The organism is Curvibacter sp. APW13, assembly GCF_032337135.1.
Taxonomy (GTDB): domain Bacteria; phylum Pseudomonadota; class Gammaproteobacteria; order Burkholderiales; family Burkholderiaceae_C; genus Allorhodoferax.
Genome location: NZ_JAVXZZ010000001.1, coordinates 1,688,606 through 1,701,068, shown reverse-complemented (window position 1 = coordinate 1,701,068; position 12,463 = coordinate 1,688,606). Strand labels below are relative to the sequence as shown.

Below are 12,463 nucleotides of genomic sequence, written 5' to 3'. Positions count from 1 at the left end.
TTCATGCCACCACGCCAGAAGTCGGCACGGCCTTTGCTTGATGGCCTGCAAGTCCCCTACATGCCGAGGCCCTATGGAACTCACGCCGAGAGAGAAAGACAAGCTGCTGATCTTCACCGCTGCCCTGCTGGCCGAGCGGCGCAAGGCGCGCGGACTGAAGCTGAACTACCCGGAAGCGGTGGCCCTGATCAGCGCCGCTGTGATGGAAGGCGCACGCGACGGCCGTACCGTGGCCGAGCTCATGAGTGCAGGCCGCACCGTGCTCGGACGCGCCGACGTCATGGATGGTGTGGCCGAGATGATTCCCGACATCCAGGTCGAAGCGACTTTCCCGGACGGCACCAAGCTCGTCACCGTGCACCAACCCATCATCTGAACGGAGGTTCGCCATGTACAAGAAACCCACAAACGCTCTGTTTTTCATAGCTGCCTGCGCAATCAGTACGGTGGCCAGCGCCCATATTGGCACCCAGGAACACGTCCACGCCAGCTTCATGGCAGGGCTATTGCACCCCTGGCTGGGCACGGACCACCTGCTGGCCATGCTGGCCGTGGGAGCCTGGAGCGCACTGGTGGCTCAGCGCCTGGACAGCACGCTGCTGCGCGGCCCACTGGCCTTTGCCAACCTGCTGTTGCTCGGCGCACTGCTGGGCCTGCAAGGCGTCGCAAGCCCTGCGGTGGAGCCCCTGGTGGCCGCTTCGGTCCTGGTGCTGGGACTGCTGGTGCTTGCGCGCCATGCGCTGGGCGGCGTTGCATCCATCGTGCTGGCCGGTGGATTTGCGCTGTTCCATGGCCTGGCCCACGGCGCCGAATTCGCGGCAGCGGCCGACCCGGTGCTGGCGATCGCCGGCATGGTGGTCGGCACGCTGGGGCTGCATGCCATCGGACTGGCCCTGGGCTGGGCCCTGCGGAGCAGCCCCTGGGGCCGCCGCATCGCCGGGGGGGCCGTCGCCGCCTCGGGACTGGGCTTGCTGCTGCAACTGGGCTGAGGCGTAACCATGACACCCGGTGAACTTCTCATCGACGCAGGCGAACACCCCCTCAATACCGGCCGGCGCACCCTGACCGTGGTGGTGCAGAACACCTCCGACCGACCGATACAAGTCGGCTCGCACTACCACTTTGCCGAGACCAATGGCGCACTGGGTTTTGACCGTGCAGCCGCGCAAGGCATGCGGCTGAACATCCCCTCGGGTTCGGCCGTGCGCTTCGAGCCCGGACAGCAACGCACCGTGGAGCTGGTGGACATTGGCGGCGACCGCATCGTCTACGGCTTTCGCGGTCTCGTGCAAGGAGTACTCTGATGGCCACTATCGACCGCCGCGCCTACGCGGAAATATTCGGCCCCACCGTGGGTGACCGCGTGCGCCTGGCCGACACCGACCTCCTGATCGAGGTGGAAAAGGACTACACGCTGGCCGCGGGCAGCTACGGCGAAGAAGTGAAGTTCGGCGGCGGCAAGACCATCCGCGACGGCATGGCGCAAAGCCAGCGCACGCGCGCTGAAGGGGTCGTGGACACCGTGCTGACGAACGCGTTGATCCTGGACCACTGGGGCATCGTCAAGGCCGACATTGGCCTCAAGGACGGGCGCATCGCCGCCATCGGCAAGGCCGGCAACCCCGACACGCAGCCGGGCGTGGACATCGTCATCGGGCCCGGCACCGAGATCATCAGCTGCGAGGGCAACATCGTGACCGCCGGTGGCATCGACTGCCACATCCACTTCATCTGCCCGCAGCAGATCGAAGAAGCGCTGTCCAGCGGTGTCACTACCATGATGGGCGGCGGCACGGGCCCCGCCACCGGCACCTTTGCCACTACCTGCACCCCCGGCCCCTGGAACATCGAGCGCATGCTGCAGGCAGCAGACGCGTTCCCCATGAACCTGGGCTTCTTCGGCAAGGGCAACGCCAGCCTGCCCGCTGCCCTGCACGAGCAGATCAACGCTGGCGTGATCGGACTGAAGCTGCACGAAGACTGGGGCACCACCCCGGCCGCCATCAGCAACTGCCTGGACGTGGCGGACGCCACCGACATCCAGGTCGCCATCCACTCCGACACGCTCAACGAGTCGGGCTTTGTGGAGAACACCATTGCGGCAACCCAGGGCCGCGGACTGTGTGCCTTCCACACCGAAGGCGCGGGCGGCGGGCACGCGCCGGACATCCTGAAGGTAGTGGGCCAGGCCAACTTCCTGCCCAGCTCCACCAACCCCACCATGCCCTACACGCGCAACACGCTCGACGAGCATGTGGACATGCTCATGGTGTGCCACCACCTGGACGCCGGCATTGCCGAGGACCTGGCCTTTGCGGAGAGCCGCATCCGCAAGGAAACCATTGCGGCCGAAGACATCCTGCACGACATGGGCGCGATTTCGATGATGAGCAGCGACAGCCAGGCCATGGGCCGCGTGGGCGAGGTCATCATCCGCACCTGGCAGACGGCCGACAAGATGAAGGCACAGCGCGGCAAGCTGGCCGAGGACACCGTGCGCAACGACAACTTCCGCGCCAAGCGCTACGTGGCCAAGTACACCATCAACCCCGCGATTGCGCACGGCATCAGCCACGAGGTGGGCTCAATTGAAGTGGGCAAGTGGGCCGACTTGGTGATCTACAAGCCGGCCTTCTTCGGCGTGAAGCCTGCGCTGATCCTGAAGGGCGGCTTCATCGCCCACGCCGCCATGGGCGACCCCAACGCGAGCATCCCCACGCCGCAGCCGGTGCACTACCGGCCCATGTTCGGCAGCTTCGGCGGTGCGCTGCACAGGGGCTCGTTCACCTTTGTGTCGCAGGCCGGCATGCAGGCCGGAGTCAAGGAGCGCTTTGGCCTGGCCAAGAACGTATCGGCTGCCAAGAACATCCGCGCCGTGCGCAAGCAGCACATGGTGCACAACCATTACCTGCCCACCATGGAGATCGACGCCCAGACCTACGCCGTGCGCGCCGACGGTGTTCTGCTGACCTGCGAACCCGCCGTGAAGCTGCCCATGGCGCAACGCTACTTCCTGTTCTGATGCTGCACGCCTCCAAATGCCTCCCACAGGGCCAGGGACTGGCCCGGGCCCTGCTGCAGCGCGCGCCCACGGTCGAACTCGACTGGGACGTGCGCCAGAAAAGCCGCTTCGATGCGACCGACTCGACCGGGCGCTGCCTCGGGGTATTCTTGCCGCGGGGCACGGTGGTGCGCGGCGGCGACGTGCTGGTGGTGGAGGACGGCTCCCTGGTGGCCGTGCGGGCTGCCCCCCAGGCCGTGCTGCGCATCACCCACTGCAGCGCCCATGGCACGCCGTTCGACCTGATCCGCGCCGCCTACCACCTGGGCAACCGCCACGTGCCCATCGAGCTGCAGCCAGACCACCTGAAGATCGAGCCTGACCACGTGCTGGCCGACATGTTGCGCGCCATGCACCTGATCGTGACCGCGGTGGACGAGGCCTTCGAGCCCGAAAACGGTGCCTACGCCACGGGAGGCCATCATGGCGGACACCGGCATGACCACGGACATGACCACCACGCGCATGGCCCGGGCGGACACCACCACCACGACCACTGAGCAGCACCATGCGTGACAGCAGCCTGATGCAACTGATGTGGCTGGCTTCGCCCGCCCTGCCCATCGGCGGCTTCTCGTATTCCGAATGCCTGGAAGCAGCGGTGGAACACGGCCTGGTCACGACCGAAGCGCAGGCCTTACGGTGGCTGGTGGACCAGTTGCACCTGAGCCTGGCCCGCTCCGAACTGCCGGTGGTGGCGCAGGCCATTGCGGCCTGGCAGGAACGCGACATGGAGCGCGTGGCCGCGCTCAACCAGTGGGTGCTGAAGACACGCGAAAGCAGCGAACTGCGCGCCCAGAGTGAACAGATGGGCAAGAGCCTGCTGGAATGGCTGAAGAACCACACGACGGCCAGCGCTGAAGACATCGGCGTGCTGGCGGGCCAGCAGCCCACTTACCCCGTGGCCTTTGCGCTGGCCGCCAGCGCCACCGGAGCCCCGGTGCGTGAATGCCTGCTGGCCTTCGCCTTCGGTTGGGCCGAGAACCTGATGCAGGCCGCCATCAAGGCCGTACCGCTGGGTCAGAGCGCCGGGCAGCGCATCCTCTCGGCCCTGGCGACTGACATACCGGTGGCGGTGGACCACGCGCTGGCCACCACCGAAGAGACCCGCCAGGCCTTCGCGCCCATGCTGGCCATCCTGAGCAGCCAGCACGAAATCCAATATTCACGCATTTTCCGGTCCTAGCCCGCATAGAACATGCGTACGACGCTTTCATTTCCATAGCAACACCATGACCGCACTGCACCATATACCGAACCGCACCAAACACCTCCCGCCATTGCGCGTGGGCATTGGCGGCCCTGTGGGTTCCGGCAAGACCACGCTGCTGGAAATGCTGTGCAAGGCCATGCGCGAACAGTACGACCTGATCGCCATCACCAACGACATCTACACCAAGGAAGACCAGCGCCTGCTCACCATCAGCGGCGCGCTGCCGCCCGAACGCATCCTGGGGGTGGAGACCGGCGGCTGCCCGCACACCGCCATCCGCGAAGACTGCTCGATCAACCTCGAAGCCATCGACCGCATGCTGGGCGAGTTCCCCAATGCCGACGTCGTGTTTGTGGAGAGCGGCGGCGACAACCTGGCGGCCACCTTCAGCCCCGAGCTGAGCGACCTGACGATTTACGTGATTGACGTCGCGGCCGGCGAGAAGATTCCGCGCAAGGGTGGCCCCGGCATCACCAAGAGCGACCTGTTCGTCATCAACAAGACCGACCTGGCGCCGCACGTGGGGGCTGACCTGGCCATCATGCGCAGCGACACCGAGCGCATGCGGGGCCCGGCGGACGGCAAGAAGCCGTTCGTGATGACCAACCTGAAGACACTGGCCGGGCTGGACCAGGTCGTTCGCTTCATCGAGCAGCGGGGCATGCTGCAGCCCCAGTAGTGCGCTTGCCCAGGGTCGGGCCCGGCGTGACATCCGACCCGGCTAGACTGCCAGCCCGATCCCGCTTTCTGGAGGCACCATGCACCTGCCTGCGCACCAACTCACCATGTCCGTGCTCATGACGCCCGACATGGCCAACTTTTCCGGCAACGTCCATGGTGGCGCCATCCTCAAAATGCTCGACCAGGTGGCCTATGCCTGTGCCAGCCGCTATGCGCGCTGCTACGTGGTGACGCTGTCGGTCGATCAGGTGATGTTCCGCCAGCCGATCCACGTGGGAGAACTGGTGACCTTTCTGGCGGCCGTGAACTACACCGGCACCTCGTCCATGGAGATCGGCATCAAGGTGATTGCGGAGAACATCCAGAACCAGGTGGTGCGCCACGCCAACTCCTGCTTCTTCACCATGGTGGCGGTGGACAACGAGCGCAAGCCCGTGGCCGTTCCGCCTTTGCAGCCGTCGACCCCCGATGAGCAGCGCCGGCATGCTGCCGCATTGGTTCGCAAGCAACTTCGGCAGGAGTTCACCTCCCGGCTGGAGGCCACGCGATCGCAGCCCGGCTGACCCAGCAGCAGCCAGGCGTCGAGGCGACTCGCCACTTAGAACCGGGAGGAAATGCTGAAGTTCAGCGCACCGGACTCGTTGACGGTGGTGGTGTAGTACAGCTTTTGCCCGCTGTCCGTTTTTTGAACCAGGCGCCACTGGGCGGCCATGGTTTGCGTGGAGGTGTCCCACACCATGTCCACGGGGCCGGTGCCGTTGGCCAGCAGGGACACGCCGATCGGTGGGCGCGATTTGCCATCCCAGGCGCGCAGGGGCACCAGGTAGTCCTTGACCTCGTTTTCCAGCGCGCTGCGCTGGGCATCGGCCCGCTGGACGATGGCCGCGTCCTGCGGATTGCGGATCTGGGCGCTCAAGGGCGACTCGGGTGCCAGCCGCGCAGGCGAAGCCGCTTGCTGGGCCATGGCCCCCTGCGTCAACAGCAGCATCGCAACACACATACCACCCAGCGTTCTCACGGCGCCCTCCTGCATTGGAGCGGACATCGTAGCGGGGCCGCGGCCCGCCGTAAACCGGGAAAAACACGGGCTCCAGGCGGCTGAATCGGGCTTTTGGCCGCCTACCAGGTGTCGATGGCCCCGAAGCCGTCATGCGGCTCCACACGCCCGGCAGACAGCGTGGCAGCCAACCAGGCCCGGGTGTCGGCCGGGTCGATGACGGTATCGATCTCCAGCGTGGTCGCCATGTTGAGGGCGCTCCCAGCCTCGACATGGCGGGCCAGCAGTTCGTCGAACCACGCCTGGCGCTGCGGGCCCTGCGGCAATGCTTCCAACTCCTTGCGGTAGCCCAGCCGCACGGCGCCTTCGAGCCCCATGGCCCCGAACTCCGCACTGGGCCAGGCCGCGGTCGCCAGCGGGGCATGGAAGCCGCCCGCCGTCATGGCCATGGCACCCAGCCCGTAGCCCTTGCGCAGCACCACGCTCACGTAGGGCACGCGCAGGTGCGCAGCGGCGATGAACATGCGGCTCACGTGGCGCACCTGGGCCGTCTCTTCGGTGGCCGGGCCCACCATGAATCCGGGCGTATCGACCAGGCTCACCACAGGCAGGCCGTGCGCATTGCACAGCTGCAGGAAGCGCGCGGCCTTGTCGGCAGCGTCGGCGTCGATGGCGCCCCCCAGATGCGCGGGGTTGTTCGCCAGCACGCCCACCGGCCGCCCTTCGATACGCACCAGCGCGGTGTGCAGCCCCAAGCCAAAACCCATGCGCAGGTACAGCACCGAACCCGTGTCTGCAATGCCCTCGATGGCCAGGCGGGTGTCGTAGACGCGCAGTCGGTTTTCCGGCACCACGGCGCGCAGCGCCGCGGCATCGGGCGCCTGCCACCCTGTCGGTGCGCTCTGGAAGTAGCCCAGGTACTGGCGCGCAGCCGCCACGGCCTGCGCCTCGTCGTCGACCAGCACGTCGATCACCCCCTTGCCATGCTGTACCGCGGCCGGGCCGATGTCCTCCGGCCGGAACACACCCAATCCCCCGCCTTCGACCATGGCCGGACCGCCCATGCCGATGTTGCTGTTCTTGGTGGCAATGACCACGTCGCAGCAACCCAGCAGTGCGGCATTGCCGGCAAAGCAACGCCCTGCGGCAATGCCGACCACCGGCACGCGACCATTGAGCCGCGCGAAGCTGGCGAAGGTTGTCACGTGGAGCCCGGCCACGATGGGCATGTCCACATCCCCGGGCCGTCCCCCGCCACCTTCGGCCAGCAACACCACGGGCAAGCGGTGCTGTAGCGCCAGCCCCAGCATGCGGTCGGTCTTCTGGTGGTTGCGCATGCCCTGGGTACCGGCCAGCACGGTGGCGTCATAGGCCATCACCACCGTGCGTTGTCCGTGCACCGTGCCGATGCCGCAGACCATGCCGTCGGCCGGTGTGTTGGCAATCAGGTCTTCCTCGCTGCGGCGGCTGCGCTGCGCCGCCACGGCCAGGGCGCCGTATTCAACGAAGGAGCCAGTATCCACCAGCGCAGCGATGTTCTCGCGCGCCGTGCGCATGCCCAGCGCATGGCGCTTGGCCACCGCATCGGGGCGGGCGGCGTCCTGCGTGAACGCCAGGCGTGTGCGCCAGCGCTGCAGGTCGGCGCGATCGGCGGAATCGCCACCTTCTCCGACCTTGTCTTCAGTTTTGCCCTCAAGCCCTTGTATATCCTGCGTAGACCGCTCTATGTTTGATAGCAATACACCGTCTTCCACGCTTTCCCCTGCGACAAAGAAGTGCGGCCCCAGCACGCCGCCAACCTCGGCGCGTATCTCGTGCTCCATCTTCATGGCTTCAACGATCAACAGCAGGTCGCCACGAGCGACGGCTTGGCCGGGTTGGACCAGCCATTGGACGATCTGTGCGTGCAGGGGGGAGTGGATGGGGTGCATGGGCGGCATTGTGCGGTGACCCGCGGATTTCTGCCCTGTGCGTAGTCAAGTCGGTGACAAACGCGCGTGTTTGGCCGGTCCGGCCCATAATGCCCGGCATTGCTGAAGAGGGACACCCCGTATGCATCCGTTTTCCCCCTTAATCGAAACCACCCGCGGCACGCTGCGCGAGAACCTGCACCTCGGCGCCGTGGCCGTGGTCAATACGCGCGAGCACCTGTTGGCCCATTGGGGCAACCCGCAGCAGGTAGTCTTCACGCGTTCCACACTCAAACCCTTCCAGGCCCTGCCGCTGCTGCTGGGCCACGGGCACCGGCAGTTCCATTTCGACAGCCGCGAACTCGCCATGCTGTGTGCCAGCCACAATGGGGAAGAGATGCATGTGGAACTGGCTCAGGGAATGCTCGCCAAGGCTGGTGGCGGCGTGGCCTCACTGCGCTGCGGCTGCCATGTACCCCTGCGCTTCTCGTTTTTTGACAAGGGTGCACCCGATGGCGTTAGCTTCACGCAAGCCCAGAACAACTGCAGCGGCAAGCACGCCGGCTTTGTCGCCTACTGCCTGCAGCACGGCCTGCCGCTGGACGACTACAACGCACCCGATCACCCCCTACAGATCGCCATCCGCGAGGCAGTCGCCCGGGTGGTGCGCATGGCGCCGCAGGACATGCCCATGGGCATCGATGGCTGCTCAGCGCCCAACTTCGCCATGCCACTGGCCAAGCTGGCCTACGCCTATGCGCGACTGGCCAGTGGACCGCAGGATGCCGAGTTCGGGGGCGTGTTCGCCCAGCTCTCACAAGCCATGACGGACCACCCCGAGCTGGTCAGCGGCACCGGGCGCAACGACCTGGCGCTGATGCGCGCGGGCCGTGGCGACTGGGTCAGCAAGATCGGCGCCGACGGCGTGCAGTGCGTGGCCAGCAAGTCGCGCGGTGTGGCCTTTGCCATCAAGGTGCAGGACGGCGCCCGGCCCCCGCTGTATGCGGCCACCATCGAGGTGCTGGAACAGCTCGGCTGGCTCGACGACGTCCAGCGCGTGGAGCTGGAGCCCTGGCGCCAGCGCAGCATCACCAATGCCCGCGGTCTGGCCGTGGGTGAACGCAAACCAGTCTTCCAACTCATGGCCGCCTGACATGACCACCTCCCCCTACACCTCCGTCAGCCTCATCGGCGCTCCCACCGACATTGGCGCCGGCGCCCGTGGCGCCAGCATGGGCCCCGAGGCCCTGCGTGTCGCCAACATCGGTACCGTATTGGCCAGCCACGGCCTGGACGTGGCCGACCGCGGCAACCTCAGTGGCCCACCCAACCCCTGGCTACCCCCCGTGGATGGCTACCGCCATTTGGACGAGGTCGTCCACTGGAACCGTGCCCTGCACGATGCGGTGTACGCCGAACTCGGACTGGGCCGCATGCCCATCGTGCTGGGCGGTGACCACTGTCTGGGCATCGGCTCCATCTCGGCCGTGGCCCGCCACTGCCGCGAAGTGGGCAAGAAGCTGCGCATCCTGTGGCTCGACGCCCATGCCGACTTCAACACCAGTACCCTCACCCCCAGCGGCAACATCCACGGCATGCCCGTGGCCTGCCTGTGCGGCTTTGGCCCCAAGGAACTCATCGAGATCGGCGGCCAGGTGCCGGCCATTTCCCCGAAGTGGGTGCGCCAGATTGGCATCCGCAGCGTCGACCCCGGCGAAAAGCGCTTCGTGCACGAGCAGAACATCGAAGTCTTCGACATGCGCTACATCGACGAGATGGGCATGCGCTCGGCCATGGAGATGGCCCTGGCCCTGATGGACGCCAACACCCACCTGCACGTGAGCTTCGATGTCGACTTCCTCGACCCCGAGATCGCACCCGGTGTCGGCACCACGGTGCGTGGGGGACCCACCTACCGCGAAGCCCAGCTGTGCATGGAGATGATTGCCGACACCGGCCGCCTGGCCAGCCTGGACGTGGTGGAGCTCAACCCGGCGCTGGACATCCAGAACCGTACCGCCAATGTGGCGGTGGACCTGATCGAGAGCCTGTTTGGCAAAAGTACATTGATGCGCAAATAGTTCGCCCAAGCTTCGCTTGAAGGCAAGAGCACGCTGATGCACAAGTAGGGTTCGCTCGAATACCCTTCCAATGTTGCAGGGTATTTCCGCTTCACTTGCCAAGCGTCGTGCGCTTTGACACAATTCGTTTAAACATTTGAACATATGAACGCAATCAACGAACCTGCTCCTATCACCACCGCCTCGCTGGAGGATGTGATGGTCAGCTTTCGGGCCTGTGCTCCGGTGTTCAATGCCCTGGGGGACAAGTTTCGCCAGGACATCGTGATGTTGCTGGCGCAGGACGAACGCCTCAACGTGAACCAGATCGCCGAGCGCATGCCGCTCTCGCGCCCTGCCATTTCGCACCACCTCAAGGTGCTGATGCAGGCCGGTCTGATCACCTTGGAGCGGGTGTCCCGCGAAAACTTCTACAGCTTGTCGCTCGATACGGCCTTGGCCGACTTGCGCCGGCTGGTGGAACAGGCCGAGGTGTCCTGCACCTGAGCCCATGCATTTTTGACCCCTGGCACTTCGGTGCCATTTTTTGAACCCAATCCGTCGAATGGATTAAACCAATAGGATGAACGCCATGACTGCAGCCCACAAAACCGCCCTCATCACCGGTGCCTCCTCGGGCATCGGCAAAGCCCTGGCCCATGAATTTGCCCGTGACGGCTACCACCTGGTACTGGCGGCCCGCAGTGTGGCCAAGATGCAGGCCCTGGCCGATGAGCTTCAGCAACGACACCAGGTCACCGTCACGGTCATCGGTGCCGACCTGGAAACCAACGACGGCGCACAGAAACTGCACGCCGACATCAAGGCCCGCAACATCACCCTGCACGCATTGGCCAACAACGCCGGCTACGGCAGCTTCGGCGAGTTCAAGGACTCGGCACTGGCCCCGGAACTGGCCATGATGCAACTCAACATGAACACCGTGGTGGTGCTGACCAAACTCTTCCTGCCCGACCTGATCGCCACCCGCGGCAAGCTGCTCAACACCGCCTCCACAGCGGCCTTCCAACCCGGCCCCTACATGGCCGTGTACTACGCCACCAAAGCCTTCGTGCTGAGCTTTTCGGAAGCCATTGCGGCCGAACTGGCTCCGCATGGCGTCACCGTCACGGCCCTGTGCCCCGGGCCCACGGCCTCGGGCTTCCAGGACAAGGCCGACATGCACGCATCCGCGCTGGTGAAGGGAAAGCGGCTCCCCACTTCGGAGGACGTTGCCGCCAAGGGCTACCGTGCCATGCAGCGCGGCCAACGCGTCTACATCCCTGGTTGCATGAACTGGATCATGGCCCAAAGCGTGCGGTTCACACCCCGGGCCATGGTGACCGCGTTGGTCAAGCACATGTCCAAGCCCGCCGCTGCCTGAGCGCACCGGAGAACGCCATGAAAACCTGGACCCTGCGAATAGGCGCAGTGCTGGCTATCGCACTGGCACTGGGCATGCTTTGGCTGAAACTTGTCCACGGAGGCGGCAGCGCCTACCCCAGCGTGGCAACGCCGGCGCTGACCCCGGCAAGCAGCCTGCAGACAGTTGCGACACTGGACTTCCCGCCTGGCAACGTAGCTGTCGCTGCTGATGGCCGAACCTTCATGAATTACCACCCGTTTGCCAAGGCCGAGCGGTTTGGTCCCACGATGTTCGAAGTGGTCAACGGAAAGCCCGTGCCATGGCCCAGCCTGGAGGCCCAAAAGGACTGGCAAGGCGTATTCGGGATGACCGTCGATCGGCAGAACCGCTTGTGGCTGATTGAGCCGGCCGGGCTGGACCATGCACGCACGCGCCTGACCGCGTGGAGCCTGGCCAGCAATGCCAAGGTCTATGAACACTGGTTTGACAAAGGGGTGCTTCCCTTTGCCCAGGATCTGCGGATCACTGCAGACGGACGTCGCGTCATCCTGGCAGACACCGGGTTGTTCAAGTTCACCCGCCCCGCCATAGCGGTGTTCGAACCGGAAAGCGGGCGACTGTTGCTGCGCCTGGAACAGCATCCGAGCACCCAAGCGCAGGATTGGACGATCCGCACGCCGCTCGGCCCGCACAAGCTGGGCTACGGCCTGGTGAACTTTGCCGTGGGCGTGGACGGGATCGCGCTGAGCGATGATGACCAGTGGCTGTATTTCGGTGGAATGAGCCATCAACACCTGTACCGGGTTCCTCTGGCTGCGCTCAGCAACCCAGAATTCGACGAGGCTGCGCTGGGTCAACTGGTGGAAGACCAAGGCGTCAAGCCACTATCGGACGGCATCACCATCGATTCGAGAGGGCGAGTCATCCTTACCGACATTGAGCATGGGGGTCTGGTGCGCCGACGGGACGATGGCCAGCTTGAAACGTTGGTGAGTGACCCCCAAGTGGTTTGGGCTGACGGTGTGGTCCAGGCGCCCGATGGCGCACTGCTGTTCACCGACAGTGCCATTCCCGCATACATCGATCAGTTCGCAAGGCCACCTTCCTTGGAGCGACTGGTCGCCCACCGCCCCTATCGCCTGTTGCGCCTACCTGCCATATCCATACAGTGAGAA

15 protein-coding genes are annotated in these 12,463 nt (G+C 65.3%); 13 read left to right on the top strand and 2 right to left on the bottom strand.

Annotated features, from left to right (window positions below):
- Window positions 1-73 precede the first annotated feature (73 nt).
- The 8 genes from RQP54_RS07945 to RQP54_RS07910 all read left to right on the top strand — a co-directional run bounded on the left by RQP54_RS07945 (window position 74) and on the right by RQP54_RS07910 (window position 5,518).
- Window positions 74-376 carry an urease subunit gamma gene (locus RQP54_RS07945; RefSeq protein ID WP_315677651.1) on the top strand — a complete coding sequence of 101 codons (303 nt, stop codon included), beginning with the start codon at window positions 74-76 and terminating at the stop codon, window positions 374-376.
- 13 nt (window positions 377-389) lie between these two features.
- Window positions 390-989, top strand: coding sequence for a HupE/UreJ family protein (locus RQP54_RS07940; RefSeq protein ID WP_315677650.1), 600 nt, complete (start codon window positions 390-392; stop codon window positions 987-989).
- Between the two features lie 9 nt (window positions 990-998).
- Window positions 999-1,304 carry an urease subunit beta gene (locus RQP54_RS07935; RefSeq protein WP_315677649.1) on the top strand — a complete coding sequence of 102 codons (306 nt, stop codon included), beginning with the start codon at window positions 999-1,001 and terminating at the stop codon, window positions 1,302-1,304.
- The gene (gene ureC / locus RQP54_RS07930) at window positions 1,304-3,022 is read left to right on the top strand and encodes an urease subunit alpha (protein ID WP_315677648.1); all 1,719 of its coding nucleotides are present in this window, start codon (window positions 1,304-1,306) and stop codon (window positions 3,020-3,022) included. Before RQP54_RS07935 ends, ureC begins: the two co-directional genes overlap by 1 nt.
- Window positions 3,022-3,561 carry an urease accessory protein UreE gene (gene ureE, locus RQP54_RS07925; protein WP_409997534.1) on the top strand — a complete coding sequence of 180 codons (540 nt, stop codon included), beginning with the start codon at window positions 3,022-3,024 and terminating at the stop codon, window positions 3,559-3,561. The genes ureC and ureE overlap by 1 nt, the downstream gene beginning before the upstream one ends.
- 8 nt (window positions 3,562-3,569) lie before the next feature.
- Window positions 3,570-4,247 carry an urease accessory protein UreF gene (locus RQP54_RS07920; protein ID WP_315677647.1) on the top strand — a complete coding sequence of 226 codons (678 nt, stop codon included), beginning with the start codon at window positions 3,570-3,572 and terminating at the stop codon, window positions 4,245-4,247.
- A 46-nt stretch (window positions 4,248-4,293) separates the two neighbouring features.
- A complete protein-coding gene (ureG, locus tag RQP54_RS07915; RefSeq protein WP_315677645.1) occupies window positions 4,294-4,953 on the top strand; it encodes an urease accessory protein UreG in 660 nt (219 codons plus the stop codon).
- A 79-nt stretch (window positions 4,954-5,032) separates the two neighbouring features.
- The gene (locus tag RQP54_RS07910; protein ID WP_315677644.1) at window positions 5,033-5,518 is read left to right on the top strand and encodes an acyl-CoA thioesterase; all 486 of its coding nucleotides are present in this window, start codon (window positions 5,033-5,035) and stop codon (window positions 5,516-5,518) included.
- 35 nt (window positions 5,519-5,553) lie between these two features.
- On the opposite strand, the gene RQP54_RS07905 is transcribed toward RQP54_RS07910, so the two are convergent.
- Window positions 5,554-5,973, bottom strand: a complete 420-nt coding sequence (locus RQP54_RS07905; RefSeq protein WP_315677643.1) for a hypothetical protein — start codon at window positions 5,971-5,973, stop codon at window positions 5,554-5,556.
- Window positions 5,974-6,074: 101 nt separating this feature from the next.
- Window positions 6,075-7,874 carry a carboxyl transferase domain-containing protein gene (locus RQP54_RS07900; protein ID WP_315677772.1) on the bottom strand — a complete coding sequence of 600 codons (1,800 nt, stop codon included), beginning with the start codon at window positions 7,872-7,874 and terminating at the stop codon, window positions 6,075-6,077.
- A 130-nt stretch (window positions 7,875-8,004) separates the two neighbouring features.
- Between RQP54_RS07900 and RQP54_RS07895 the strand changes: the two genes are divergently transcribed.
- The 5 genes from RQP54_RS07895 (at window position 8,005) to RQP54_RS07875 (ending at window position 12,460) form a co-directional block, all read left to right on the top strand.
- Window positions 8,005-9,015 (top strand): asparaginase, encoded by a 1,011-nt coding sequence (locus RQP54_RS07895; protein WP_315677642.1) that lies wholly within the window; start codon window positions 8,005-8,007, stop codon window positions 9,013-9,015.
- 1 nt (window position 9,016) lies between these two features.
- The gene (rocF, locus tag RQP54_RS07890; RefSeq protein ID WP_315677641.1) at window positions 9,017-9,943 is read left to right on the top strand and encodes an arginase; all 927 of its coding nucleotides are present in this window, start codon (window positions 9,017-9,019) and stop codon (window positions 9,941-9,943) included.
- Window positions 9,944-10,087: 144 nt separating this feature from the next.
- Window positions 10,088-10,429: a metalloregulator ArsR/SmtB family transcription factor gene (locus tag RQP54_RS07885; RefSeq protein WP_315677640.1), complete on the top strand. Its 342-nt coding sequence runs from the start codon at window positions 10,088-10,090 to the stop codon at window positions 10,427-10,429.
- Window positions 10,430-10,514: 85 nt separating this feature from the next.
- The gene (locus tag RQP54_RS07880; RefSeq protein ID WP_315677639.1) at window positions 10,515-11,306 is read left to right on the top strand and encodes an SDR family oxidoreductase; all 792 of its coding nucleotides are present in this window, start codon (window positions 10,515-10,517) and stop codon (window positions 11,304-11,306) included.
- A 17-nt stretch (window positions 11,307-11,323) separates the two neighbouring features.
- Complete coding sequence (locus tag RQP54_RS07875; protein ID WP_315677638.1) at window positions 11,324-12,460, top strand: L-dopachrome tautomerase-related protein; 1,137 nt, start codon at window positions 11,324-11,326, stop codon at window positions 12,458-12,460.
- Window positions 12,461-12,463: the final 3 nt, after the last annotated feature.

Bases quoted from the DNA above. Each gene is read 5' to 3' on its own strand.
- RQP54_RS07895 (WP_315677642.1), top strand. From the start codon at position 8,005: ATGCATCCGTTTTCCCCCTTAATCGAAACCACCCGCGGCACGCTGCGC.
- ureC (WP_315677648.1), top strand. From the start codon at position 1,304: ATGGCCACTATCGACCGCCGCGCCTACGCGGAAATATTCGGCCCCACC.
- RQP54_RS07920 (WP_315677647.1), top strand. From the start codon at position 3,570: ATGCGTGACAGCAGCCTGATGCAACTGATGTGGCTGGCTTCGCCCGCC.
- RQP54_RS07885 (WP_315677640.1), top strand. From the start codon at position 10,088: ATGAACGCAATCAACGAACCTGCTCCTATCACCACCGCCTCGCTGGAG.
- rocF (WP_315677641.1), top strand. From the start codon at position 9,017: ATGACCACCTCCCCCTACACCTCCGTCAGCCTCATCGGCGCTCCCACC.
- RQP54_RS07945 (WP_315677651.1), top strand. From the start codon at position 74: ATGGAACTCACGCCGAGAGAGAAAGACAAGCTGCTGATCTTCACCGCT.
- ureE (WP_409997534.1), top strand. From the start codon at position 3,022: ATGCTGCACGCCTCCAAATGCCTCCCACAGGGCCAGGGACTGGCCCGG.
- RQP54_RS07880 (WP_315677639.1), top strand. From the start codon at position 10,515: ATGACTGCAGCCCACAAAACCGCCCTCATCACCGGTGCCTCCTCGGGC.
- RQP54_RS07875 (WP_315677638.1), top strand. From the start codon at position 11,324: ATGAAAACCTGGACCCTGCGAATAGGCGCAGTGCTGGCTATCGCACTG.
- ureG (WP_315677645.1), top strand. From the start codon at position 4,294: ATGACCGCACTGCACCATATACCGAACCGCACCAAACACCTCCCGCCA.
- RQP54_RS07935 (WP_315677649.1), top strand. From the start codon at position 999: ATGACACCCGGTGAACTTCTCATCGACGCAGGCGAACACCCCCTCAAT.
- RQP54_RS07940 (WP_315677650.1), top strand. From the start codon at position 390: ATGTACAAGAAACCCACAAACGCTCTGTTTTTCATAGCTGCCTGCGCA.
- RQP54_RS07910 (WP_315677644.1), top strand. From the start codon at position 5,033: ATGCACCTGCCTGCGCACCAACTCACCATGTCCGTGCTCATGACGCCC.